Here is a 21126-nt window from a genome sequence, read left to right as displayed (position 1 = left end):
ACGATGCGGGGCTTTGTGTCCAGCGGTTGGATCAAGCCGGTTGCAGCACCGACTGACCGCTCAACGCCAGGTCCAGCAGTTCACGGTTGGCGACCGCGTACATGGCGTAGTCCGTGCCGACCGCAGCACGGATTTCCACCATCATCGCGCGCCAGCGATCCGCCATGTCCTGGTGCTGCTCAAGCCACAGGGCCACGCGGGCTTCCATGTCTTGTGGCGCATCGGCCATTTGCAGTACCGCGATGGTGATCGCGCGTTGCTGCCAATCCACGTCGTCGCGGAACGCTTCGCGCGCCTGGGCCTGCCAGTTGTTGGCCACTGGCAGATCGCTGATCTGCTGCAGGTACCACGGCAAGTCGAGGGCGCTGCCCACGGCGAAGTAGGCTTTCGCCACTTCGGCGGCATCGTGACCGGTGACGTCAGCGGCTTCGATGATCGGCAGCAGCGTGTACAGGTGCGTCGTACCGGCCACCATGCGTGCCAACAACTCCGGCACGCCGGCTTCGGTGTAGGCCTGGTAGCGGGTCTGCCAGCCTTCGCGGGTCGGGCCTTCCAGCAGTTCGTCGAGCTTGAGGCCCAACGCGGCCAGGTGTGGACCGAAGTGCGCGGTATCACGCCCGGCATCCTGCTCGTTGCGACGGCTGCGCAGGAACCAGCGTGTAGCACGGCGGCCCAGGCGCATCAGCTCGTCCATCAGCTCCAGTTGCACGTCGGCGGAGACCTGGTGGTCCAGGGCTTCGATCTGACGGAACCAGTGCGGGAGATGGAAGATGTCACGCACGATCACATAGGCGCCAGCCACGTTCGCCGGGCTCATGCCGGTCGACTCCTTGAGGCGCTGCACGAAGGTGATGCCCATGTGGTTGACCAGGTCGTTGGCGATCTGGGTGCTGACGATCTCGCGCTTCAGGCGATGACGACGCATGGCCTCGGAGAACTTGGCGACCAGGCTCGGTGGGAACGCGGTCTCCATGTCACGGGTCAGGTACTCGTCGTCCGGCACCAGCGACTTGAGCAGCGCTTCCTTGAGGTCGATCTTGCTGTAGGAGATCAATACCGACAGCTCTGGACGCGTCAGGCCCTTGCCGTTGGACGCGCGCTCGGTGAGCTGCTCCTCGGTCGGCAGGTACTCGATGGCGCGGTCCAGCTTGCCACGGCCTTCCAGGTCGCTCATCAGGCGCTTGTACTCGGCTGCGCGCTCGTAGGCCTTGCGGGCGGCCAGGGACAGGGCCTGGGTCTGCTTGTAGTTGTTGCCCAACACCAGGTGGCCGACTTCGTCGGTCATGCTCGCCAGCAGCTGGTTGCGCTGCTTGTCGGTCATGTCACCGGCCTGCACCACTTCGTTGAGCAGGATCTTGATGTTCACTTCGTGGTCGGAGCAGTCCACGCCACCGGCGTTGTCGATGAAGTCGGTGTTGGAACCGCCGCCATTGAGGCCGAATTCCACACGACCCAATTGGGTCATGCCGAGGTTACCGCCCTCGCCCACCACCTTGCAGCGCAGCTCGTTGCCGTTGACACGCAGTGCGTCGTTGGCCTTGTCGCCGACATCGGCGTGGCTTTCGGTGCTGGCCTTGACGTAAGTACCGATACCGCCGTTCCACAACAGGTCCACCGGCGCCTTGAGCAAGGCGTTCAGCAGTTCGGTCGGGGTCAGTTTGTCGGCCGAAATGTCGAAGCGCTCTTTCATCTGTGGCGAGATGGCAATGCTCTTCGCGCTGCGCGAGAAGATCCCGCCGCCTTCGGACATGATGCTGGTGTCGTAGTCGGTCCACGCCGAACGCGGCAGCTCGAACATGCGCTGGCGCTCGACGAAGCTGGTCGCCGGGTTCGGGTTTGGATCGATGAAGATGTGCAGATGGTTGAAGGCCGCGACCAGTTGCAGCTTGTCGGACATCAACAGGCCGTTACCGAACACGTCACCGGCCATGTCGCCGACGCCGACCACGGTGATGCTGTCTTCCTGCACATTGATGCCGCGCTCACGGAAGTGACGCTGCACGCCGACCCAAGCGCCCTTGGCGGTGATGCCCATTTTCTTGTGGTCGTAACCGGCGGAACCACCGGAGGCGAATGCATCACCCAGCCAGAAGCCGTAGTCGATGGCGATGCCGTTGGCAATGTCGGAGAAGGTCGCGGTGCCTTTGTCCGCCGCCACTACCAGGTACGGGTCATCGTCGTCATGGCGCACGACGTTGGCCGGTGGCACCAGGGCGCCGTCTTTCAGGTTGTCGGTGATGTCCAGCAGGCCGGAAATGAAGATGCGGTAGCAGGCGATGCCCTCGGCCGCGATCTCGTCGCGGCTGCCGCCCAGTGGCAGGCGACGCGGCAGGAAACCGCCCTTCGCACCCACCGGCACGATCACCGAGTTCTTCACTTGCTGGGCTTTTACCAGGCCGAGCACTTCGGTACGGAAGTCTTCCTCACGGTCGGACCAGCGCAGGCCGCCGCGCGCAACGTTGCCAAAGCGCAGGTGCACGCCTTCGACACGCGGCGAGTAGACGAAGATCTCGAACTTCGGCACCGGCTTGGGCAGCTCAGGAATCGCACGCGGGTCGAACTTGAAGCTGAAGTACGACTTGTTCTGGCCGTTGGCGTCGGTCTGGTAGAAGTTGGTTCGCAGAGTGGCCTTGATCAGGTCCAGGTAGCGACGCAGGATGCGGTCTTCGTTGAGCACCTGGACGTCGTCCAGCGCGGTGAGGATCGCTTGTTCCAGGCGTTGCTGCTTGTCTTCCAGGTCGTCGGCGGTAAGCTTGCGCGCCAGGTAGAAACGGGTCTTGAACAACCGGGTCAACTCGCGGGCGATGTCGGTGTGGTTGTTCAGGGTGCTGGCGATGTAGCCGAGGTCGAAGCCCAGGCGGATCTGCTTGAGGTAACGCGCGTAGGCACGCAGCAGCGCCACGTCGCGCCACGGCAGGCCGGCGGTGAGTACCAGGCGGTTGAACGCATCGTTCTCGGCGTCGCCATGCACGATGTGCACGAACGCGTCCTGCAGCGTGTCGTTGAGTTGCTGGATATCCAGGTTCACGCCTTCGGCGGCGATGAACGCAAAGTCATGGATCCAGAACTCACGGCCATTGGCGTGACGCAGGCGGTAAGGGAATTCACCCAGCACGCGCAGGCCGAGGTTTTCCAGGATCGGCAGCACGTCGGAGAGTGCCAGCGGGGTATCGGCGTGGTAGAGCTTGCAATGCAGCTCGCGCTGGCCGGAGACCTGGCCCAGCGGCTGGTAGAAGCTCATCACCAGCGGGTTGGCTTCGGTGAGGCTGTTGAGGTGCTGCATGTCGACCACGGCCGAATGCGCAGCAAAACGCTCGCGGTAACCGGCTGGGAAGCCTTTCGGGAAGTCGGCCAGCACGTTGGTGCCCTGGGCTTCGCCGAAGCTTTCGACGACCAGGCTGGAGTAGTCGTCCTGCCAGCTGCGGCAGGCCTGTACCACTTCTTTTTCCAGTTGCAGCGGGTCGATGTCCAGGCGGTTCTTCGGGTCGACCCGCAGAATCAGCTGCACGCGCGCCAGCACGGACTCGGAGAAGAAGGTCCAGAACTCGCAATCCGAAGCCTTCAGGCGATCCATCAGCACTTGCTGGATCTTCTGGCGCACTTCGGTGGAATAGATGTCGCGCGGCACGTAGGCCAGGCAGTAGCAGAAACGACCGTACGGGTCTTTGCGCAGGAATACGCGGATCTTGTTGCGTTCCTGGATCTGCACGATCGACATCACGGTGCTGAACAGCTCGTCGACCGGGGTCTGGAACAGGTCGTCACGCGGCAGTACCTCGACCACCTGGGCGAGTTCCTTGCCCAAATGCGCCTTGGGCTGGAAGCCCGAGCGGCGTTCGATTTCCGCGACCTTGCGACGGATATACGGGATCACCCGCACGCTCTCGCCGTACACCGAGGAGGTGTACAGGCCCATGAAGCGGTGTTCCTTGATGACCTTGCCGTCGGCATCGATCTCGCGGATCGACACGTAGTCCGGGTAGGCCGGGCGGTGCACGCGGCTTGGGTGCGCGGCCTTGGCGAACGACAGCACGGTCGGTTCACGCAGGTAGGCAACGGCATAGTCTTCGATGCGCAGGTCATCGGCGGTGAGGCCGGCGCGCAGCAGCTTGGTCAGACCGAGGAAGGAATTGGCGTCATATTCGATATGACCGCCGTCCGCCTCGTCACGTACCACGAATTCTTCATAGCCGAGGAAGGTGAAGTGGTTGCCCACCAGCCATTCCAGGAAGTTCTTGATCTCGGCTTTTTCTTCGCCATCGATCACGAACTGGCTGGCGTCGATACCGGCCAGCAGGTCCTGGACCTTGGCTTTCATCGGTTCGAAATCGGCCACGGCCACACGCACTTCGCCGAGTACCTGCTCAAGCTCTTTGCTCAGCACGTTCAGTTCGGCAGCGTTGGCGCAGCGGTCGATTTCCAGGTACATCAGCGATTCTTGCTGGATGCCTTCGCCCTGGGTGCCCTTGGGCAGGATTTCCAGCAGCTCGCCCTTGCTGCCACGGCGTACGCTGAGCACGGTGGTCTGCAGGGTGTGGATGCTGTAGCCGCGGCGGTTCAGCTCGGTACGCACCGAGTCGACCAGGAACGGCAGGTCATGGTGCAGCACTTCGACCGCGGTGTGGGTCGACTGCCAGCCATGACGTTCGTAATCGGGGTTGTAGACCCGCACTTGCGGTTGGGTGTGATCAAAGCGCTCAAGCAGGCGCCAGGCAGACAGGGTGCAACCGGCCAGGTCGGAAAGGCGACGCTGGGTCAGTTCGTCCAGGGAAATGATGCCGAAGAATTGTTCAGCGAACAGCGCCACTTGTGGCAGTGCCTGTTCACTGATGTGCTGCGCCAGTGCCGCTTGCAGTTGATGCTGGAAGTCGGCCTTGCTGGCTGCGGTGAAGAACGCCATCTGTGGTACTCCGCTTGGGCTTGTTATTGATGGAAGCGTCGCGTGTTATCCCCTTGCGGGGAGACCGTCAGCTCTGTTCGTCGATACAAGTGGATAAGTACCTTAAACGAATCAGGGTGACAGGTGGGTGAAGCTGGACAAGACAATGAGGTCACATACAACTTCCATAAGATGCGCACCTTGCCAGGTGACGGTACGACGGGCAGGTCAGGCGCCTGGCACATGCACATCCGTTGCGCAGCTTAACGACTGTAGGAAGACAGCTGCTTGCGACGCTGCGACATATTCGGTCATCGGTAAGCAGGCCAGTGGTTGCGACTTGGGCAACCCGGATTTTTTCGCAGAAAAACAGGTGTTTTCCCCGCCTGCGAGTACCAGAAATGACTGATTCAGCCCGTCAGGTCATGCACAGGGTCTGACACGGGATGCAGCACAAAATTCGCCGCAATGGCACAATTGCCCGCGCAATGCCCTACCCCAGACAGGATTCCCCATGCTGCAAATCAACACCGACGCCCTGATGGCCACTCCGTGCGACGAAGAAGAAGACAACATGGCCATGCTCTGCTGCCACGGCAAAAACGGCGAGATGTTCATGCTCACCCGGTACCCCGACGAAGACGAAGTGGAGCTGACCTGGGACTACGAGCCGTCGACCCTGGATGGCCTGAAAGTCACCCTGAGTGACACGGCATTGCTGGTCGAACTCGCTGCCGGCGACGCCGATGCACTGGGTGGCAAGGATCAACTGCAGATCAGCCATGGCACTGCTGCCTCGGACCTGGCCGAAGTTGAAGCGACCTTGCAGAACATCCTCAAAGGCACGGGTACGTTTATCCGGACGTAGTGGCCGGGCAAGCGGGCTTGTTGTGGTGAGCGGGCTTGCCCCGCGTTGGGCTGCGCAGCAGCCCCATCAAGATCGCCGCATTCCCCCAGGGGGACCGCGCTCTCTGGTTTTAGGGCCGCTTCGCGCCCCAACGCGGGACAAGCCCGCTCACCACAAAGAGCCCTATTGCCACAAGAAGCCCTATTGCCACAAGAAGCCATTGCCACAAAGAGCCTATTGCCACAGGAAGCATGCCCGCCAACGGAAGCTCGCTTGGGCCGCAAGTGCCGAGGCACTGAGTAATAACCTGGCGAAGTGCTGAAGGTGCAGCGGCCCAATACCCTTGTGGTGAGCGCGCTTGTTGTGGCAATGGGGCTCTTTGTGGTGAGCGGGCTTGCCCCGCGTTGGGCTGCGCAGCAGCCCCATCAAGATCGCCGCATTCATCCAGGGGGACCGCGTTCTCTGGTTTCAGGGCCGCTTCGCGCCCCAACGCGGGGCAAGCCCGCTCACCACAAAAAAGCCCTATTGCCACAAGAGACCCTATTGCCAGATAAGCCCGCTTGCCACAGCACAAAGGAGCAATTTGCGCGCCCACACAAAATTCCTACAAGTTTTCCCAAAAATACTCGTCACGCCGTTAGTCGCCGCCCCCTGCCATGCATTAAAGTAGGCGCCCCAGGCTGTCGTTTGTTGCAAGACGTACAGGCTCATCTCTCCAGGAACCGTCATCGATGGAACATCGTGAAGCGCTGCTCGCGCTGCGAACCTTTCTTTCTACGCAGATTCTCGGCCAGGAAAAACTCATCGATCGCCTGCTGATCGCCCTGCTCGCCGACGGCCATATGCTGGTCGAGGGCGCACCGGGCCTGGCCAAGACCAAGGCGATCAAAGAGCTGGCCGAAGGCATCGAAGCGCAGTTCCATCGTATCCAGTTCACCCCCGACCTGTTGCCCGCCGACATCACCGGCACCGAGATCTATCGCCCGGAAACCGGCAGCTTCGTGTTCCAGCAAGGCCCGATCTTCCACAACCTGGTGCTGGCCGACGAAATCAACCGTGCGCCGGCCAAGGTGCAGTCGGCGTTGCTGGAGGCCATGGCCGAGCGCCAGGTCAGCGTCGGGCGCAGCACCTACGAGCTGTCGCCGCTGTTTCTGGTGATGGCCACGCAAAACCCCATCGAGCAGGAAGGCACCTACCCGTTGCCCGAAGCCCAGCTCGACCGCTTCCTGATGCACGTCAAGATCGGCTTCCCCGACGCCGCCGTCGAGCGGCGCATCCTGCAGCAGGCGCGCGGCGAGGCGCTCAATGGCGAGACCAAGCCCGAGCGCCGCGTCAGCCAGCAGGCGATCTTCGCCGCGCGCAAGGAAATCCTCGGCCTGTACATGGCCGATGCGGTGGAGGAATACCTGGTGCAACTGGTCATGGCCACGCGCACCCCGGCCAAGTTCGATCCGGAGATGGCCGAGTGGATCGCCTACGGCGCCAGCCCGCGTGGTTCCATCGCCCTCGACCGCTGCGCACGCGCCCATGCCTGGCTGGCCGGGCGCGACTTTGTCAGCCCGGAGGATATCCAGGCGGTGCTGTTCGACGTGCTGCGCCACCGCATCATTCTGTCGTTCGAGGCCGAAGCGGCCGGCATTGACCAGGACCGCGTGGTGCAACGCATTCTCGACGTCGTTGCCGTCGCTTGAACCCCATGAACGCTAGCGATGGAATCCGCGTCACACTCAGCGAATTGATTGAGATGCGCCACCGCGTGCGCGAAGTGCAGCTGTTTTCCACCCCCAGCCAGCGCAGCCCGCTGATCGGCTTGCATCACTCCAAATTGCGCGGTCGCGGTGTCGACTTCGACCAGGTGCGCGTGTACCAGGCCGGCGACGATGTGCGCACCATCGACTGGCGCGTCACCGCACGCACCCAGGAGCCGCACACCAAACTGTTTCACGAAGAACGCGAGCGGCCGATTTTCATCATGGTCGAGCAAAGTTGCCGGCTGTTTTTCGGCTCGGGGCAGATGTTCAAGTCGGTGCTCGCCGCCCAGGCCGCCAGCTTGATCGGCTGGGCCGCGCTGGGGCATAACGACCGCGTGGGCGGGCTGGTGTTCGGCGACAGCGAGCACTACGAAATCAAGCCGCGACGCAGCAAGCAGAGCCTGCTGCAACTGCTCAACCGCCTGGTGCGCGTCAACCAGAGCCTCAACACCGAAAGCCGCCCGGAAGCCGACGCCCTGGGCATGGCCCTGCGCCGGGGCCGCGAAGTGCTGCGCCCGGGCAGCCTGGTTATCGTGATTTGCGACGAGCGCGCGCTGACCGAAGGCGCCGAACAACAGCTGAGCCTGTTGTCACGCCATTGCGACCTGCTGCTGTTGCCGATTTCCGACCCGCTCGACCACGCCCTGCCCGCCGCCGGGCTGCTGCGCTTTGCCGAACGCGGCGCGCAGCTGGAATTGGACACGCTGAACTTCGACCTGCGCCAGGCCTACAAGGCCCAGGCCGAAGCGCGCATCGCCCGCTGGGAACTGCTCGCGCAAAAACTGCGCATCCTGCTGATGCCCCTGAGCACCCAGAGCGAAATGGTCGAGCAACTGCGCGAGTACCTCAATCCTCAACGCCCGGTTAAAAAGCAATGAGCAGCCTCGACCAGCTGCAACCGCTGATCGCGCCGCCGAGCATCGGCTTCTGGCCGCCTGCGCCGGGTTGGTGGTTGTTGCTGGTGATCATCCCGTTGCTCGCTTGGGGCCTGTGGTCGCTGCGGCGTTTCCTGCCTGCGCGGCGTCCCGTGGCGCGCGCCGAACAACCGCTGGACCCGTTGCGCATCGCCGCCCTGGCGGAGCTGGCGCTGATGCCCAAGCCCTACGACGGCGCCCCTGCCGGTGCCTGGCTGCAACAACTCAACGGCCTGCTCAAGCGCCTGTGCCGCAACGACTACCCCTACAGCCAAAGTCACACCCTCAACGGCCGCAAATGGCTGGCATTCCTCGACAACCGCTGCCCCGCCGCCGGCCTGACGCGCTGGATGGTGCTGGTCGAAGGCGCCTACAAACCCGAATGCAAACTCGACGACAAGGCCATCGCCGGCCTCACCCAGGCCGTCGACACCTGGATTCGCAAACATGTTTGAGTTCGCCTGGCCGTGGATCTTCATCCTGTTGCCCTTGCCGTGGCTGATGCGCCTGGTGTTGCCGGTGGCCGACAGCGGCGAGCCGGCCCTCAAGGTCAGCTACCTCAGCGACCTCGAAGGCCTGGCCCGGCGCCGTGCCCGTGTCAATCTGCCGGGCTGGCGCCAACAGGCACCGTTCGTGGTCCTGTGGCTGCTGCTGTTGACCGCCGCCGCGCGCCCGGAATGGCTCGGCGAGCCATTGCCAATCGCCGCCAGCGGCCGCGACCTGCTGGTGGCGGTGGACGTGTCCGGCTCGATGGATTTTCCCGACATGCACTGGCAGGACGATGACGTCAGCCGCCTGAGCCTGGTCAAGCATCTGCTCGGCGACTTTTTGGAAGAGCGCGAAGGTGATCGCGTCGGCCTGATCCTGTTCGGCAGCCAGGCCTACCTGCAGGCGCCGCTGACCTTTGACCGCCACACCGTGCGCACCTGGCTGGACGAGGCGCGCATCGGCATCGCCGGCAAGAACACCGCGATCGGCGACGCCATCGGCTTGGCCTTGAAACGCCTGCGCCAGCGCCCGGCGCAAAGCCGCGTGCTGATCCTGGTCACCGACGGCGCCAACAACGCCGGGCAGATCGACCCGCTCACTGCCGCGCGCCTGGCCGCTGAAGAAGGCGTGAAGATTTACCCGATCGGCATCGGCGCCGACCCTGAGCAAACCGGCTCGCTGGGCATCCTCGGCGTCAACCCGAGCCTGGATCTCGATGAGCCCGCGCTCAAGGCGATTGCCGAGGCCACCGGCGGGCAGTACTTCCGCGCCCGCGACGGCGAAGAGCTGCAAGCGATCAAGGACACCCTCGACAAACTCGAACCGGTCGAACAGCAACCGACCCAGGCCCGCCCGGCACTCGCGCTGTACAGCGCGCCGCTGGCCCTGGCACTGGTATTGAGCATGCTGCTGGTGATCCAGGAACGCTGGCCGAATAACGCGCTGCAACGGTTGTTGCACAAATTGTCGACCCGCGGGCGTTTCCTGCAGCAGCATCCCGAATGGCGCCAGCGCCTCAAACGCCTGCGTCTGCGGAGGCGTCGATGATCGACCTGTGGCCGCACTGGTTCCGTCCCTGGTGGCTGTTGCTGCTGCCCCTGCTCGGCTGGCTGCTGTGGCAACTGTGGCACCGGCAAAAACGCGCCGGGCGCTGGCAGATGATCCTGCCGCCGGCCTTTCATGCGGTGCTGCTCAGCGGCGGCAATGGCCGCGAAAGCAAATCGCCGTGGGTGGTGCTCGGCATCGCCTGGCTGCTGGCCGTGCTGGCATTGCTTGGCCCCAGCTGGCAGCGGGTCGAACAGTCGAGCCAGAAACCTTCTGATCCCTTGGTGGTGCTGCTGGAACTGACCCCGGAGATGCTCGCCACCGACAGTCCGCCAAACCGCCTGGAACAGGCACGGCGCAAGCTGTATGACCTGTTGCAGGCGCGCACGGATGCGCAAACCGCCATCGTCGTGTACGCCGGCAGTGCCCACACGCTGGTGCCGCTGTCCGACGACCTGGCCACCAGCCGCAACCTGCTCGATGCGCTGCGCCCCTCGCTGATGCCCGAAGTCGGCCACCGCGCTGACCTCGCGGTGGAAAAAGCCCTGGGCCTGCTCAAGCAAGGTGGCCTGGGCCAGGGCCGGCTGTTGCTGATCGGTTCTTCCTTGTCCAAACAGGAACGCCAAGGCATCCGCCTGTTGCTGCAAAGCGGCCAGGCGCCGAGCTTGTCGATCCTCGGCATCGGCAGCCGCGAAGGCACGCCGGTGACTCAGGAAAGCGGCGAATTCCTCAAGGACGAACAGGGCGCGATCCTGGTGCCGCGCCTCGACAGCCCGACGCTCAAGGCCTTCGCCAGCGAAATGGGCGGCCGTTACCGCGCCGCGCGCCTGGACGACAAAGACCTGCGCCAGCTCGGCGTGCTGGACCCGCCGCAGACCCTGCGCAACGACGGCCAACTGCTGCACCTCGACACCTGGGCCGACCAGGGTTATTGGCTGCTGCTCCCGCTGTTGCTGCTCGCGGCCTGCGCCGGGCGGCGTGGCTGGCTGTTCTGCCTGCCGCTGCTGCTGTTGGTTGCACCGCAACCCAGCTATGCCTTCGGCCTGCAGGACCTGTGGCTGCGCCCCGACCAGCAAGGCCAATACCTGTTGAAGAAAAAACGCCCCGCCGAAGCCGCGGAGCACTTCGAAGACCCGCAATGGCAAGGCGTCGCACTGTACGAAGCCGGCAACTATGCCGAGGCCATCAAGCGTTTCGCCCAGAGCAATGACGCCTACGCCCACTACAATCGCGGCAACGCCCTGGCCAAGTCGGGCGAGCTGGAGGCGGCGATCGATGCCTACGAACAGGCCCTGGAAGCCCAGCCCGACCTGCAGCCGGCCCTGAAAAACAAGGCCCTGGTGGAAACCCTGATGCAGGAACAGGCAAACCCCGAGCCGCAAAAACCTGCAAAAAACCAGGATGACGAAACCACGCAACCCGGCCAAACTGCGCAACCAGGCGACAGCGGGCAAAGTGCCACGGGTGGCGAGCAGTCGTCCCAGGGACAGGGCGAAGCCGGCACCGGTGATACCAAGGCCGGCGCCACGCCACAACCCGGCGGTAACGAAGTACCGGGCAGCGAACTCGGGGACGAGCAGACCACCACCCCGCCACTGCGCCCTGCCGACGCCAGCCTCGACGGTGAACATCGCCAGGCGCTGGAGCAGTGGCTGCGGGAGATTCCGGACAACCCCGGCGAACTGCTGCGGCGTAAATTCTGGTACGAACAGCAACAACATCAGGACAAGACTCGATGAGCCGCCGCACGACCCTACTGCTTTTGCTCGCGCTGTCGGCAGGCCCCGCCCAGGCGGCGAGCCTGGTCGCCAGTGTCGACCGCAGCCGCCTCAATTCCGGCGAAACGGTAGAGCTGACGGTGGAATCCAGCGACGTCACCCAGTTCGGCAAACCCGACCTGTCGCCGCTGGACGAGCAGTTCGAAGTCAGCGGCACGCGCCAACTCAACCAGCTCACCACCCTGGGCGGCGACAACCACGCCACCACGCGCTGGATCATCACCCTGCTGCCCAAGCAAAACGGCACCGTGGTGATCCCGCCCCTGCAAGTGGGCGAGTACAAGACCCAGCCGATCAGCCTGCAAGTCGTCGAAACCACCAGCCAGGACAGCAGCGCGGAACTGGCGCCGGTGTTCGTCGAGGCCAATCTCGACCAGACCAGCGTGTACGTGCAGGCCCAGGCACTGTTGACCGTGCGCGTGTACCACTCGGTGTCGCTGTATGACGACAGCAGCCTCACGCCGTTGCAGATCCCGGATGCGCGGGTCGAGCAGTTGGGGGAGTCGCGCACCTACGAGAAAGTCATCAACAGCATTCGCCATGGCGTGATCGAAACCCGCTACGCGATCTACCCGCAGCACAGCGGCGCCCTCGAGGTTCCCGCCCAGACCTTCAGCGCGACCCTGGTGGAATCGCGCCCGCCACAGGAAAACACCTTGCAGGGCACCAAGCCCGGCAAGCTGATCCACGTGAGTTCGACGCCCCTGTCGCTGACGGTCAAACCCAAGCCGGAGCTCTACCCCGCCGACGCCGCCTGGCTGCCGGCACGCAGCCTGACCCTGAGCGAAAGCTGGAACCCCGAGCCCGAACACGTGCAGGTCGGCGACTCGCTGACCCGCAGCCTCACGGTCAAGGCCGAAGGTTTGTCCAGTGCGCAACTGCCGGCCCTGCCCAGCACCGACATCAACGGCCTGCGGCGTTACCCGGACCAGCCGGTGCTTGGCAACCAGACCAACGACCGCGGCCTGATCGGTAGCCGTGAAGACCGTGAAGCCTTGGTGCCCAATCGCGTCGGCGCCCTGGAGTTGCCCGCCGTCGAAGTGGTGTGGTGGAACACCCACGAGGACCATCTGGAACGCACCAGCCTGCCGGCGCGCACCCTGCAAGTGGCGAACAACCCGAGCCTGGTGGTGGACACCCCCGCCACGCCGACGATCATCACCGCTCCGGACGACAGCCGCCTGTGGCTGTGGCAACTGAGTACGCTGATTCTGGCCTGCACCACCTTGCTGGGCTTCGGCCTGTGGTGGCGTGCACGCTGGCAGCCGGCGGTGCTGCGCGCGGCGCAAACCGGCCCGAGCCCGCGCTCCCTGCTCGACGACCTCAAGCGCGCCACCCAGGCCAACGACCCGCAAGCCACGCGCCAGGCGCTGGACGCCTGGGCGCGCCAACAGCCGGAAACCCTGGCGGACATGGCCGCGCGCTTTGTGCCGTTGTCGGATGCGCTGGATGGCCTGAATGGTGCGCTGTACAGCGAGAGCGGCCAGTACTGGCTGGGCGAAGACCTGTGGCGCGCGATCAAGGCCATCCCGATGGCCGAGCGTGAACTCGATCCGGCGACCGATACCACCAGCCTGCCGCCGCTGTACCCCAAGTAAGCCGGACTCAGCCACACCACAAAACCCTGTGGGAGCGGGCTTGCTCGCGAATGCAGAGTGTCAGTCACTGGTGATTTGACTGACCCACCGCCTTCGCGGGCAAGCCCGCTCCCACATGGGTTAGCGCAAGCGAGGCAGAACTTCGTCGCCCGTGAAGGACTCGCAGCTCATGGTCGTCATTGGCCTAGACGCGGTAGGCGTCCAGATCCGTAAAGCATCGCGGGGCAACAGTGGCCACGGTTCAAAAATGTGGGAGCGGGCTTGCTCGCGAAAGCGGTCTATCAGTCCCCCCTGCACTGACTGACCCACCGCATTCGCGAGCAAGCCCGCTCCCACAGGAGACGACAGACCATCCGTCGCCACTGTCAATTCTGACAGGTAGACGCCCACCCCCGGCGGGTGTCTGATTTTCCTTGCCTCATGCGCGCCCGTTTCCGCGCGCATCCCCTCCAGCAAGGAGTCTTTTCCATGTCCAATCTACCCGTTGATCCCGCCGCCGATTCCCGCGGTGATGAAGCCCCACCGCTGCTGCTGTCACAGGACATGGTGGCCTACAACACCCACAATCCAACGGCCAACAGCCCCCGGCGGGTCGAAGACCTCGACCCGCCTTATTCCGCTTATCCCCATATCCCCCTGCACGCCACCTTTTACCCGGAAAACGGCGTGTACGGCCTGGGCATCCGCCATGTCACCCCGTATGCCTACTTCCTGTTCGAAAAGTGGTTCGATTGGAACTTTTTCGACTTTTACGCCCTTTACCTGGAGGACCTGCTTAACCCAGTAGCGGCCGATAATGTCTTCGAGGACGAGAACAGGTATGGCCTGTTCGTGCCAAGAGAGCACGTTCCGGAAGGCGAGATACAGATCTACGGCCGGGTATTGCGCCCCAGCTCCGGCCAGGAGAGCACCTCGCCGCTGCAAACCATCCTGATCAAGACCACCCGCCCCGGCGGCACTGATACTGACCCGGGCTGCCCGTGGCATACCGGCCTGATGATGACCGTCGAGGGCTTGCCGGAAGGCTCGACGATCAATCCGCCTATTGCCGAACGCGGGGTGTGGTGCCTGATCGAACCGTATAAACATATCCGCCAGAACGACCGCATCGAACTGTCCTGGGACGGCATCTTCGTCATACACATCGTCAGCCCCGCAGAGGCGGCTGGCAGCGGACCGATCCGGGTGTTCGTCAGTAAAGACATCATCCTCCAGGGCGGCCTAATGGGGCCCTTGACCTTGCGCTTTCGAGTGCAGGACGTGGTGGAGAACATGTCCGGGGAAAAATACGCATATTCCAAGCGTTACATCCTGATGAGCGAACTGGACCCCAGCCTGCTGGAAGCACCGCATTTCCTGGTCGATGACGAGGAGTCCAACCAGATCGACTTCGACACCCAAAGCGACTCGATCTTTGAAGTACTGGTCTTCACCGTCCGAGAAAACCCCGCGCCAAACCCACGGCACCAGATCTTCGTCAGCCTGTTCGCCACCCTGGCCGATGGCTCAACGCAGGACTTCGCGCTGCCGGCGGCGATAGACAACAACCGAGGCTCTACCACGGTGCCCGTTGACCGTGAAATTATCCAACAATTGGTCGGCGGCTCGTTCCGGGTGTCGTTCCTCTGGCAAACCGCCAGTGGCGAATCCCTGGGCCAGTCCGGCACCAACACCGTCACCGTGATCGGCACGCCGGTATTGATGCCGGGGGTGACGATCAACCCGATCGAACTGGGCTTGATTGACCCAGCCCATGACATCACCGTCACCATACCTTTCTACGAACCGCACGACCCCGACTGGCTGGAGACCCTGCACATCGAGCACCGCATACCCGGCGGCGGTGGCACCCCCTATATCGACTCTCAACTGGCGGGCGCCCAGGGTGGCAGCCGCCGTGTGAAGAAGGAGGACCTGCAACGTTTCAACGGCCTGGGCCTGATTTATTTCTACTACGTGGTGACCAATGGTGTCACCTCGCGCAAATCGACAGAGGTAGGTGCCCAAGTGGGCGAGCGTGTCGCTGACATGCCACTGCCACAACTGGAAGGTACCGAAGGCAACAATATCAACCCGGACCACATCATCGGGCCTGACGTAGTGCTGACCTTGCCCTACCTCGGGGCCCGAGACGGCAACGTGTACCACTGGAGCTGCGTCGGTTCGGCCCTGGGCGGCTCGGCCAATGGCACCATCTTGATCAACCCCGGAACGGCCGGCCGGTCCCTGCCATTCCCGGTCAGCCGCACCATACTCGACTTCAACCTCAACGGCAGCCTGCGCATCAGCTACAGCCTGGAACGCGTCGGACCACCCCGGCAGGTGTTGCGCTCGGAGGTGCTGAACCTCACCGTTGGCCCGGGTGTGGAACTGGAGCCTCCGGAAGTCGCTGAAGCCCAGCGCTTCCCAGATCGTCTCGACCCCTTGGCAGCCTTGTCGGGCGCGAACGTGTTGTTGAAATTCCGGCCGATGCATGCGACCGATCGGATTTTTGTCGACTGGTTCAGCCCGGATGGCATTGGTAGCTACGCCACAGACGTACAGGGCGACTCCGTCACCAACGAGGTCAGCGCCCTGATCCCAAGTGAGTTTATCGCCAAAGGTATTCGCGAAGGCGGCAACCGCATCACCGTGCAGTACCATTTTTTCCGCGGTGCCATTCCCTACGAGTCGGAAATATTGAATCTGGAACTGCTGCCGCTGACCGGATTGCCCACCCCGTTTATCCAGGGCGTCGGCGACGCCGTTGACCTGGTACTTTCGCAGTTGGTAGCCGGGGCTCGCACCCTGACATCGGTGTGGCCGTTCATTCATCCCGACAGCCGTATCTGGATGGAATACCACGGAACATTGAACAACGGCGACGCCTATCACGAGATGACCTATATCTCCCACCGCCTGGGCGAGGCTGACGCTATCGGCGGACTGCAACCGCCAACTCCCATCGAGGCTCTCCAGCGGCTCATGGACCGATCCTCGCTGACCATCCAGGTATGGGTCGGATTCTCTCAAAGCCTGAGTAAAGCCTTGGCCGTAGCCTTCCCGACGCGAATCTACAACGTCCGTGTCGATTATTTCCGCGACCTGACCGACTTCTACAACTTCAACTGGAACGGCTGGATGAACAGCGTCAATGGCAAGGGAGACCTGATGATTGAGGGCGCCGAAAATGTCGTCTGGCGCGCAACCAAAAGTAACTTTGAGGCCATTGAACCCGGCATACAGAAAACCTTTGAAAACTTGAAGGCAGCCACTCGATACGAAGTCAGTTTCTATTGCAAAACCACCGGTAGTGTCTCCCAGACGACAGCCAAGATCAGCTTAGGTGACACGACGGTTACGAGGATCGTGACCCCGGACCGCAATTGGGAGAAGTTCAGCCATATCTTTACAACGGCTGCGACCCCGCCCACACAAACACTACAGGCAAAAATAGCGTTCTCTATTAATGCAACCAGCACCTTTTTCATGGACCAGATCCAAATACGGGAGGTAGCCCTCGTGCAGTGAGCCATCTCGCATAGGTGAAAATGCCCAACCTGCCCACATAAACAACCCGCGACATGCGCGGGTTGTTTATGTGGGCGACTGGATAAAGAGCAGCGCTAGCGTGCAGCCCTCGGGTCAAAATACTGGTTCCTGACATTCCCGCCCCATAATACGTAAGTACCATCGACGCGACGTGCTGCAAAGGAAGGATCAGTATGCGGAGGCCTAGGAGGAGGTGGCGGTGGCAGGACCACGTAGGGGAAACGCTTGATAGAGTACAGCTCCGTTACCCCGCTGCGCAGGTATTCAGACAGCTCTGGAGGAATCTCACCGGCATCTTCCATCGCCAGTGTGGCTCCCCAGACGGATACCGCCCCGTCGGTGCCTCCCTGCGTAGTGATAACGCCGTACGCACCATTGGTGCAGTAGACATCACGAATCAGGCTGGCCATCAGTGTTTGGCGCAACGCCGGGTCCATTGTCCCGCCATGGGTGTTCAAACCTGTCAGCACAATGGCGTTGGTCCTGCCGTCATCATGACGGCTCAGTAAAAAGAAGCTGACATCGTTGCCATACAGGCTGAGATTACCGTCGACAATGATCGCCGAGGACGAAACGTTCCTGCGCAGTCTCGGCGCTTCGGCGCTTTCGCCCCGCCGGCGAGGATAACCCGGTTCGGCTTTTGCCCCCTTGATCACCTTCCTGTAGCTGTCTTTTTCTTGAGCCGTCTAGGGCGCGCCGCCATATTGAGGCGCTCCCCAAGCCTCCGCCTGGCCGCTACTGTTGGCCATCAGAAACGCCCAGCGTGCGGACCTGCACAAAATGATGTTGCCGCGTGCGGCGAGTGCAGCGGCGCTGGCGTTCATATCGCCGCCTTCAGCAGCCCGGCCCCAACTGACCGCTCTACGCCTATCTCGCGTGATGGCACAGAACGATGCCGTCGCAGCAATAACCGATTGCACACCACCGTCGTCGAGGATTCTGAGCAATCTGTCAGAGGGAATGGTTCCACCACCGTCGACGGCGCCCCACACCGCAATGTCACCATCTCTTCCGATGGCGCAGAATGAAACCGCCGACGCGACTATTCGAGTCACAAACATCGCATTCAACTGCGCGCGCACATCGGGCGGAATGTTGCCGCCATTATTGGGTTGCCCCCAGGCATACACCCTGCCGTTTCGAGTTCGAACCGCGAATGCATCGTCTGCGGCGTAGATGGCTTCGGGCGGGTCGAACCACAACTCTCGCTGGATCTGGTCAGGCACCGTCGAGGCCGGATTATTAACCGGGCCAATCGCAGCAATGCTGTTTGCGCCTGGCGCAGGATTGTCATGGATCACGGCAAACGCACTGCGGGTGCTGTAAACCGACTTTACGCCTTGAAGAATCGGCGCCGTGGGGGGAACGGTATTGCCCCAGCATAATAATTGATTGGTACTGCCGACATTCACCAAGGCGGCAAAACTGAACTCTGCCGAAAACAACTTTATCGCTTTATTATTCTTTAGAAAGTTGATGATCGCGGGCGGCACAGGCAGCCCCCAGCCGGTCTGTCCTTCCAAATGAACATCGCCGCTGGTGGGCTCAAGCAACGCGAATACCCCACCGCTGGAAACAAACAGCCTGTCTGCGGGTTCCGGGACGTGAAATGAAAAGTTACCGCGCTGTTTTAGATAACACCACTCGTTTTCTTCGTCCGATATGCCCTGGAAGCCTGAACGAATGTCGTAGAGAGGCGAAAAATACTCACTGCCTTCTGCCCCCGTCGAGTCCACCGGCACCACAGAAAACTGCAAAAACTTACCCTCGTCGGAAGGCCTGATTTTGAAGTCCAACTGTCCTTCATCCTCCAGGCGCTGACCATTGAGGTGCCAATAAAAGCGTGACAGCCCTTCATGGCTGGCACCATTTGCGTCATACCGGTAAAAGCCATGTACCGTGGCGCCCACAAATACATCGCCCAAAACCTCCACTTCACTGGCAGTGGGGACCGCATCAACAACAGCTTTTTTTTTCACGTTACTCATGATTGACTCTCCAACTCTGGGAATAAAAAGTGTTGGTAGCCCTCTGCAACAGCCTCCAAAAACGCAAGCCGCTGAGCGCCGTCCAAAACGTACGCCCTCATGAATCGACCGGGTTATACAACTCATCCGTCACACTTGTTCCGCCCCCCCAGACCACGTACTGTCCATCTGTTCGCCTGGCGGCGAAGGCTGACGCTGATCGTGCGCCGGTAGGGTAATAAGGCGGCAAGAACTTCAGCGCGTACAACCCACTCACATTTGCCCTCACGTACTCTTGCAGTTCACCCGGAATGTCACCTGCATCCTGATAAGCAGTGCCACCGCCAAATGCCGACACCACGCCACCGACAAAACCTTGGGTGCTAATCACGCCATAGGCGCCATTCGTGCAGTGCACATCTGTTATTTGACTGGCCATCAGCACTTGCCGGGTGTTTTGTGGAATAGCGCCACCTCCCGTGGGCTGGCCCCACGAAAACAGATCCTTGGTACGCCCGTCGGATTCCTTGGCAACCATGAAGAAGCTGGAGTCATTGGAGTAAAGGCTGATGATGCCATTGGGGGTGACAATTTCGCCTAAGTTGGCACCTGGGGTTGCACTTGGATCACAGTTGGCTTTGTGGCGCGTCGGCGAGCGATGTTGTTGATACCAATCGTTGACGTGCATATCGTCGAAGAGCGCTTCAATGCGGTACTTTTCTCCGCTTTTTTCAAAGACTTTCCCCGCATCGTTTTCTTGCCCATCGTCTTGACCGGCAAGCCCACCGTAACCCGCCTGGCCCCAAGAGGCGGACAGCCCGGAGTTATTGAACATGCAGAACGCCCAGGCAGACCCCCGGCATAACAGGATATTGCCGCCGGCAGCGAGTCTTTTGGCATCTTCATTCATGGTGCCTCCATAGGCTGCAGCGCCCCAACTGATCGCTCTTCTGCGGTATTTGGTAATGGCGCAGAATGCATTGCGGTTAGCCACCACCTGGTCAACACCGTCCTGGTCAAGGATGTACGTCAGGACATCGGAGGAGATTTGCCCACCATTGGCTGCGTCACCCCACGTCACGACGTGTTTGATTTCAGGGTCATTGACGGTTTGCGGACCAATAGCGCAAAACGCACCGGCAGTGCTGACAATCCGCTCAACCTTCATCGTCATTAAATAGTTCTGAGCCGCCTGCGAGATACTGCCTCCTGCTGCTGCGCTCCCCCATGCATACACCGCCCCCCTCTGAGTGATGACTGAAAATGCAGACTCCGTTGCATAGATTGCCTTGGGCGGATCGAAGAGCAGGCTACGTTGAATATCCTCTGGTACCACTCCGCCATTCGCGGCGTTGCCAAAGGCACCAATGGTGTTTTTCCCAGGTGCCGGGTTGTCATAAATAAAGGCCACTGCGGTGCGATTGCTATACACGTACTTAATGTTATTCAAATCAAGTTGCGGGGGAATATTGGCCATATTAGTCCCCCACAACAACAGCCGCTTGGTACTGCCCAAGACCGGCACCAGTGCACCAAAATCCCGCTCGGTCGAGAACATACGCGTGGCTGGATTATTTCTCAGGTAATCGCGTATTGCCTGTGGCGGTTCACCGGCATGATCAGCACGCCCTCTAACATGCACACTTTGCGTTTTGCCGTCGGTCAGCGAAAAGGCCAACGCACTGGCGACGAAGACTTTATCGTTAGGGTCGGGCACGTAATAAGAACAATGACCGCGTTGTGACATAAAACTATTACGGTGCTCTTCGTCGGAGATATTTTGATAGCCGTTTACGATGGCAATCTCCATCGAAAAAGTTTCTATACCTATTTCACCATCGGCGTTCATCGGCGTTACCGAAAACCTGATTTTTGCCCCGCTGAGGGAGGCCTGAATTTGAAAGTCGAGACTCCTGGCGTCGAGAAAGCTAACACCATCTATATACCAACGATAGATAGAGTCCTGCTCGGAAACATCATCAACGTAAAAATAACTACCGCGGACCACTGCACCCGCAACGGCCTCACCGATAATCGTCACATTAGTTGCTACAGGAATTGACATGAGATAAGCCTCAGTTATTAGAAATCACACTAACCCTCAGACTCAGTTACCGCGCGAATAATCATCTTCTCACCACGTTCACGCACCAGCCTTTCGCCATTGTCTTTGGGATAATGAAGTTGAATATTGTCCTGCTCTAAACACGCACAGACAGTAAGCGCTGCCGAAAATAGGCTGTCTACTGTCATATTTAACAGGTGAGGCGACCGTTCATCTGATGATTCAAGATTGAAACAAGCACGTATGTACGCAATAACAACTGC

General features: G+C 61.3%; 12 protein-coding genes. 8 read left to right on the top strand and 4 right to left on the bottom strand.

The window, feature by feature from the left end; all coding sequences use genetic code 11:
- Positions 1-31 precede the first annotated feature (31 nt).
- On the bottom strand, positions 32-4900 hold the full coding sequence (locus AC07SI_RS19885) for an NAD-glutamate dehydrogenase (protein ID WP_065907896.1): 4869 nt from the start codon (positions 4898-4900) through the stop codon (positions 32-34).
- A 493-nt stretch (positions 4901-5393) separates the two neighbouring features.
- Between AC07SI_RS19885 and AC07SI_RS19880 the strand changes: the two genes are divergently transcribed.
- The 8 genes from AC07SI_RS19880 (at position 5394) to AC07SI_RS19845 (ending at position 16810) form a co-directional block, all read left to right on the top strand.
- Complete coding sequence (locus AC07SI_RS19880; RefSeq protein ID WP_495006351.1) at positions 5394-5747, top strand: hypothetical protein; 354 nt, start codon at positions 5394-5396, stop codon at positions 5745-5747.
- Between the two features lie 710 nt (positions 5748-6457).
- The gene (locus AC07SI_RS19875; protein WP_017739127.1) at positions 6458-7417 is read left to right on the top strand and encodes an AAA family ATPase; all 960 of its coding nucleotides are present in this window, start codon (positions 6458-6460) and stop codon (positions 7415-7417) included.
- 5 nt (positions 7418-7422) lie between these two features.
- A complete protein-coding gene (locus AC07SI_RS19870) occupies positions 7423-8355 on the top strand; it encodes a DUF58 domain-containing protein (RefSeq protein ID WP_049712996.1) in 933 nt (310 codons plus the stop codon).
- The gene (locus tag AC07SI_RS19865) at positions 8352-8846 is read left to right on the top strand and encodes a DUF4381 domain-containing protein (RefSeq protein ID WP_065907893.1); all 495 of its coding nucleotides are present in this window, start codon (positions 8352-8354) and stop codon (positions 8844-8846) included. Before AC07SI_RS19870 ends, AC07SI_RS19865 begins: the two co-directional genes overlap by 4 nt.
- Positions 8839-9927, top strand: a complete 1089-nt coding sequence (locus tag AC07SI_RS19860; protein ID WP_282397970.1) for a vWA domain-containing protein — start codon at positions 8839-8841, stop codon at positions 9925-9927. The genes AC07SI_RS19865 and AC07SI_RS19860 overlap by 8 nt, the downstream gene beginning before the upstream one ends.
- Positions 9924-11663 carry a tetratricopeptide repeat protein gene (locus AC07SI_RS19855; RefSeq protein WP_495006350.1) on the top strand — a complete coding sequence of 580 codons (1740 nt, stop codon included), beginning with the start codon at positions 9924-9926 and terminating at the stop codon, positions 11661-11663. Before AC07SI_RS19860 ends, AC07SI_RS19855 begins: the two co-directional genes overlap by 4 nt.
- Positions 11660-13300 (top strand): BatD family protein, encoded by a 1641-nt coding sequence (locus tag AC07SI_RS19850; protein WP_495006349.1) that lies wholly within the window; start codon positions 11660-11662, stop codon positions 13298-13300. Before AC07SI_RS19855 ends, AC07SI_RS19850 begins: the two co-directional genes overlap by 4 nt.
- A 468-nt stretch (positions 13301-13768) precedes the next feature.
- Positions 13769-16810, top strand: coding sequence for a hypothetical protein (locus tag AC07SI_RS19845; RefSeq protein ID WP_495006348.1), 3042 nt, complete (start codon positions 13769-13771; stop codon positions 16808-16810).
- Positions 16811-16905: 95 nt separating this feature from the next.
- Here AC07SI_RS19845 and AC07SI_RS19840 read toward each other — a convergent pair whose 3' ends face one another.
- From AC07SI_RS19840 to AC07SI_RS19830, 3 genes are all read right to left on the bottom strand, one after another.
- A complete protein-coding gene (locus AC07SI_RS19840; protein ID WP_495006347.1) occupies positions 16906-17487 on the bottom strand; it encodes a hypothetical protein in 582 nt (193 codons plus the stop codon).
- 30 nt (positions 17488-17517) lie between these two features.
- Positions 17518-18819 carry an RCC1 domain-containing protein gene (locus AC07SI_RS19835; protein ID WP_495006346.1) on the bottom strand — a complete coding sequence of 434 codons (1302 nt, stop codon included), beginning with the start codon at positions 18817-18819 and terminating at the stop codon, positions 17518-17520.
- 97 nt (positions 18820-18916) lie between these two features.
- A complete protein-coding gene (locus AC07SI_RS19830; RefSeq protein WP_495006345.1) occupies positions 18917-20863 on the bottom strand; it encodes a hypothetical protein in 1947 nt (648 codons plus the stop codon).
- Positions 20864-21126: the final 263 nt, after the last annotated feature.

Source organism: Pseudomonas sp. GW821-FHT05D12 (assembly GCF_059419825.1).
Note: the sequence above shows the minus strand (reverse complement) of the source record. Positions and strands in the feature narration are given on the sequence as shown.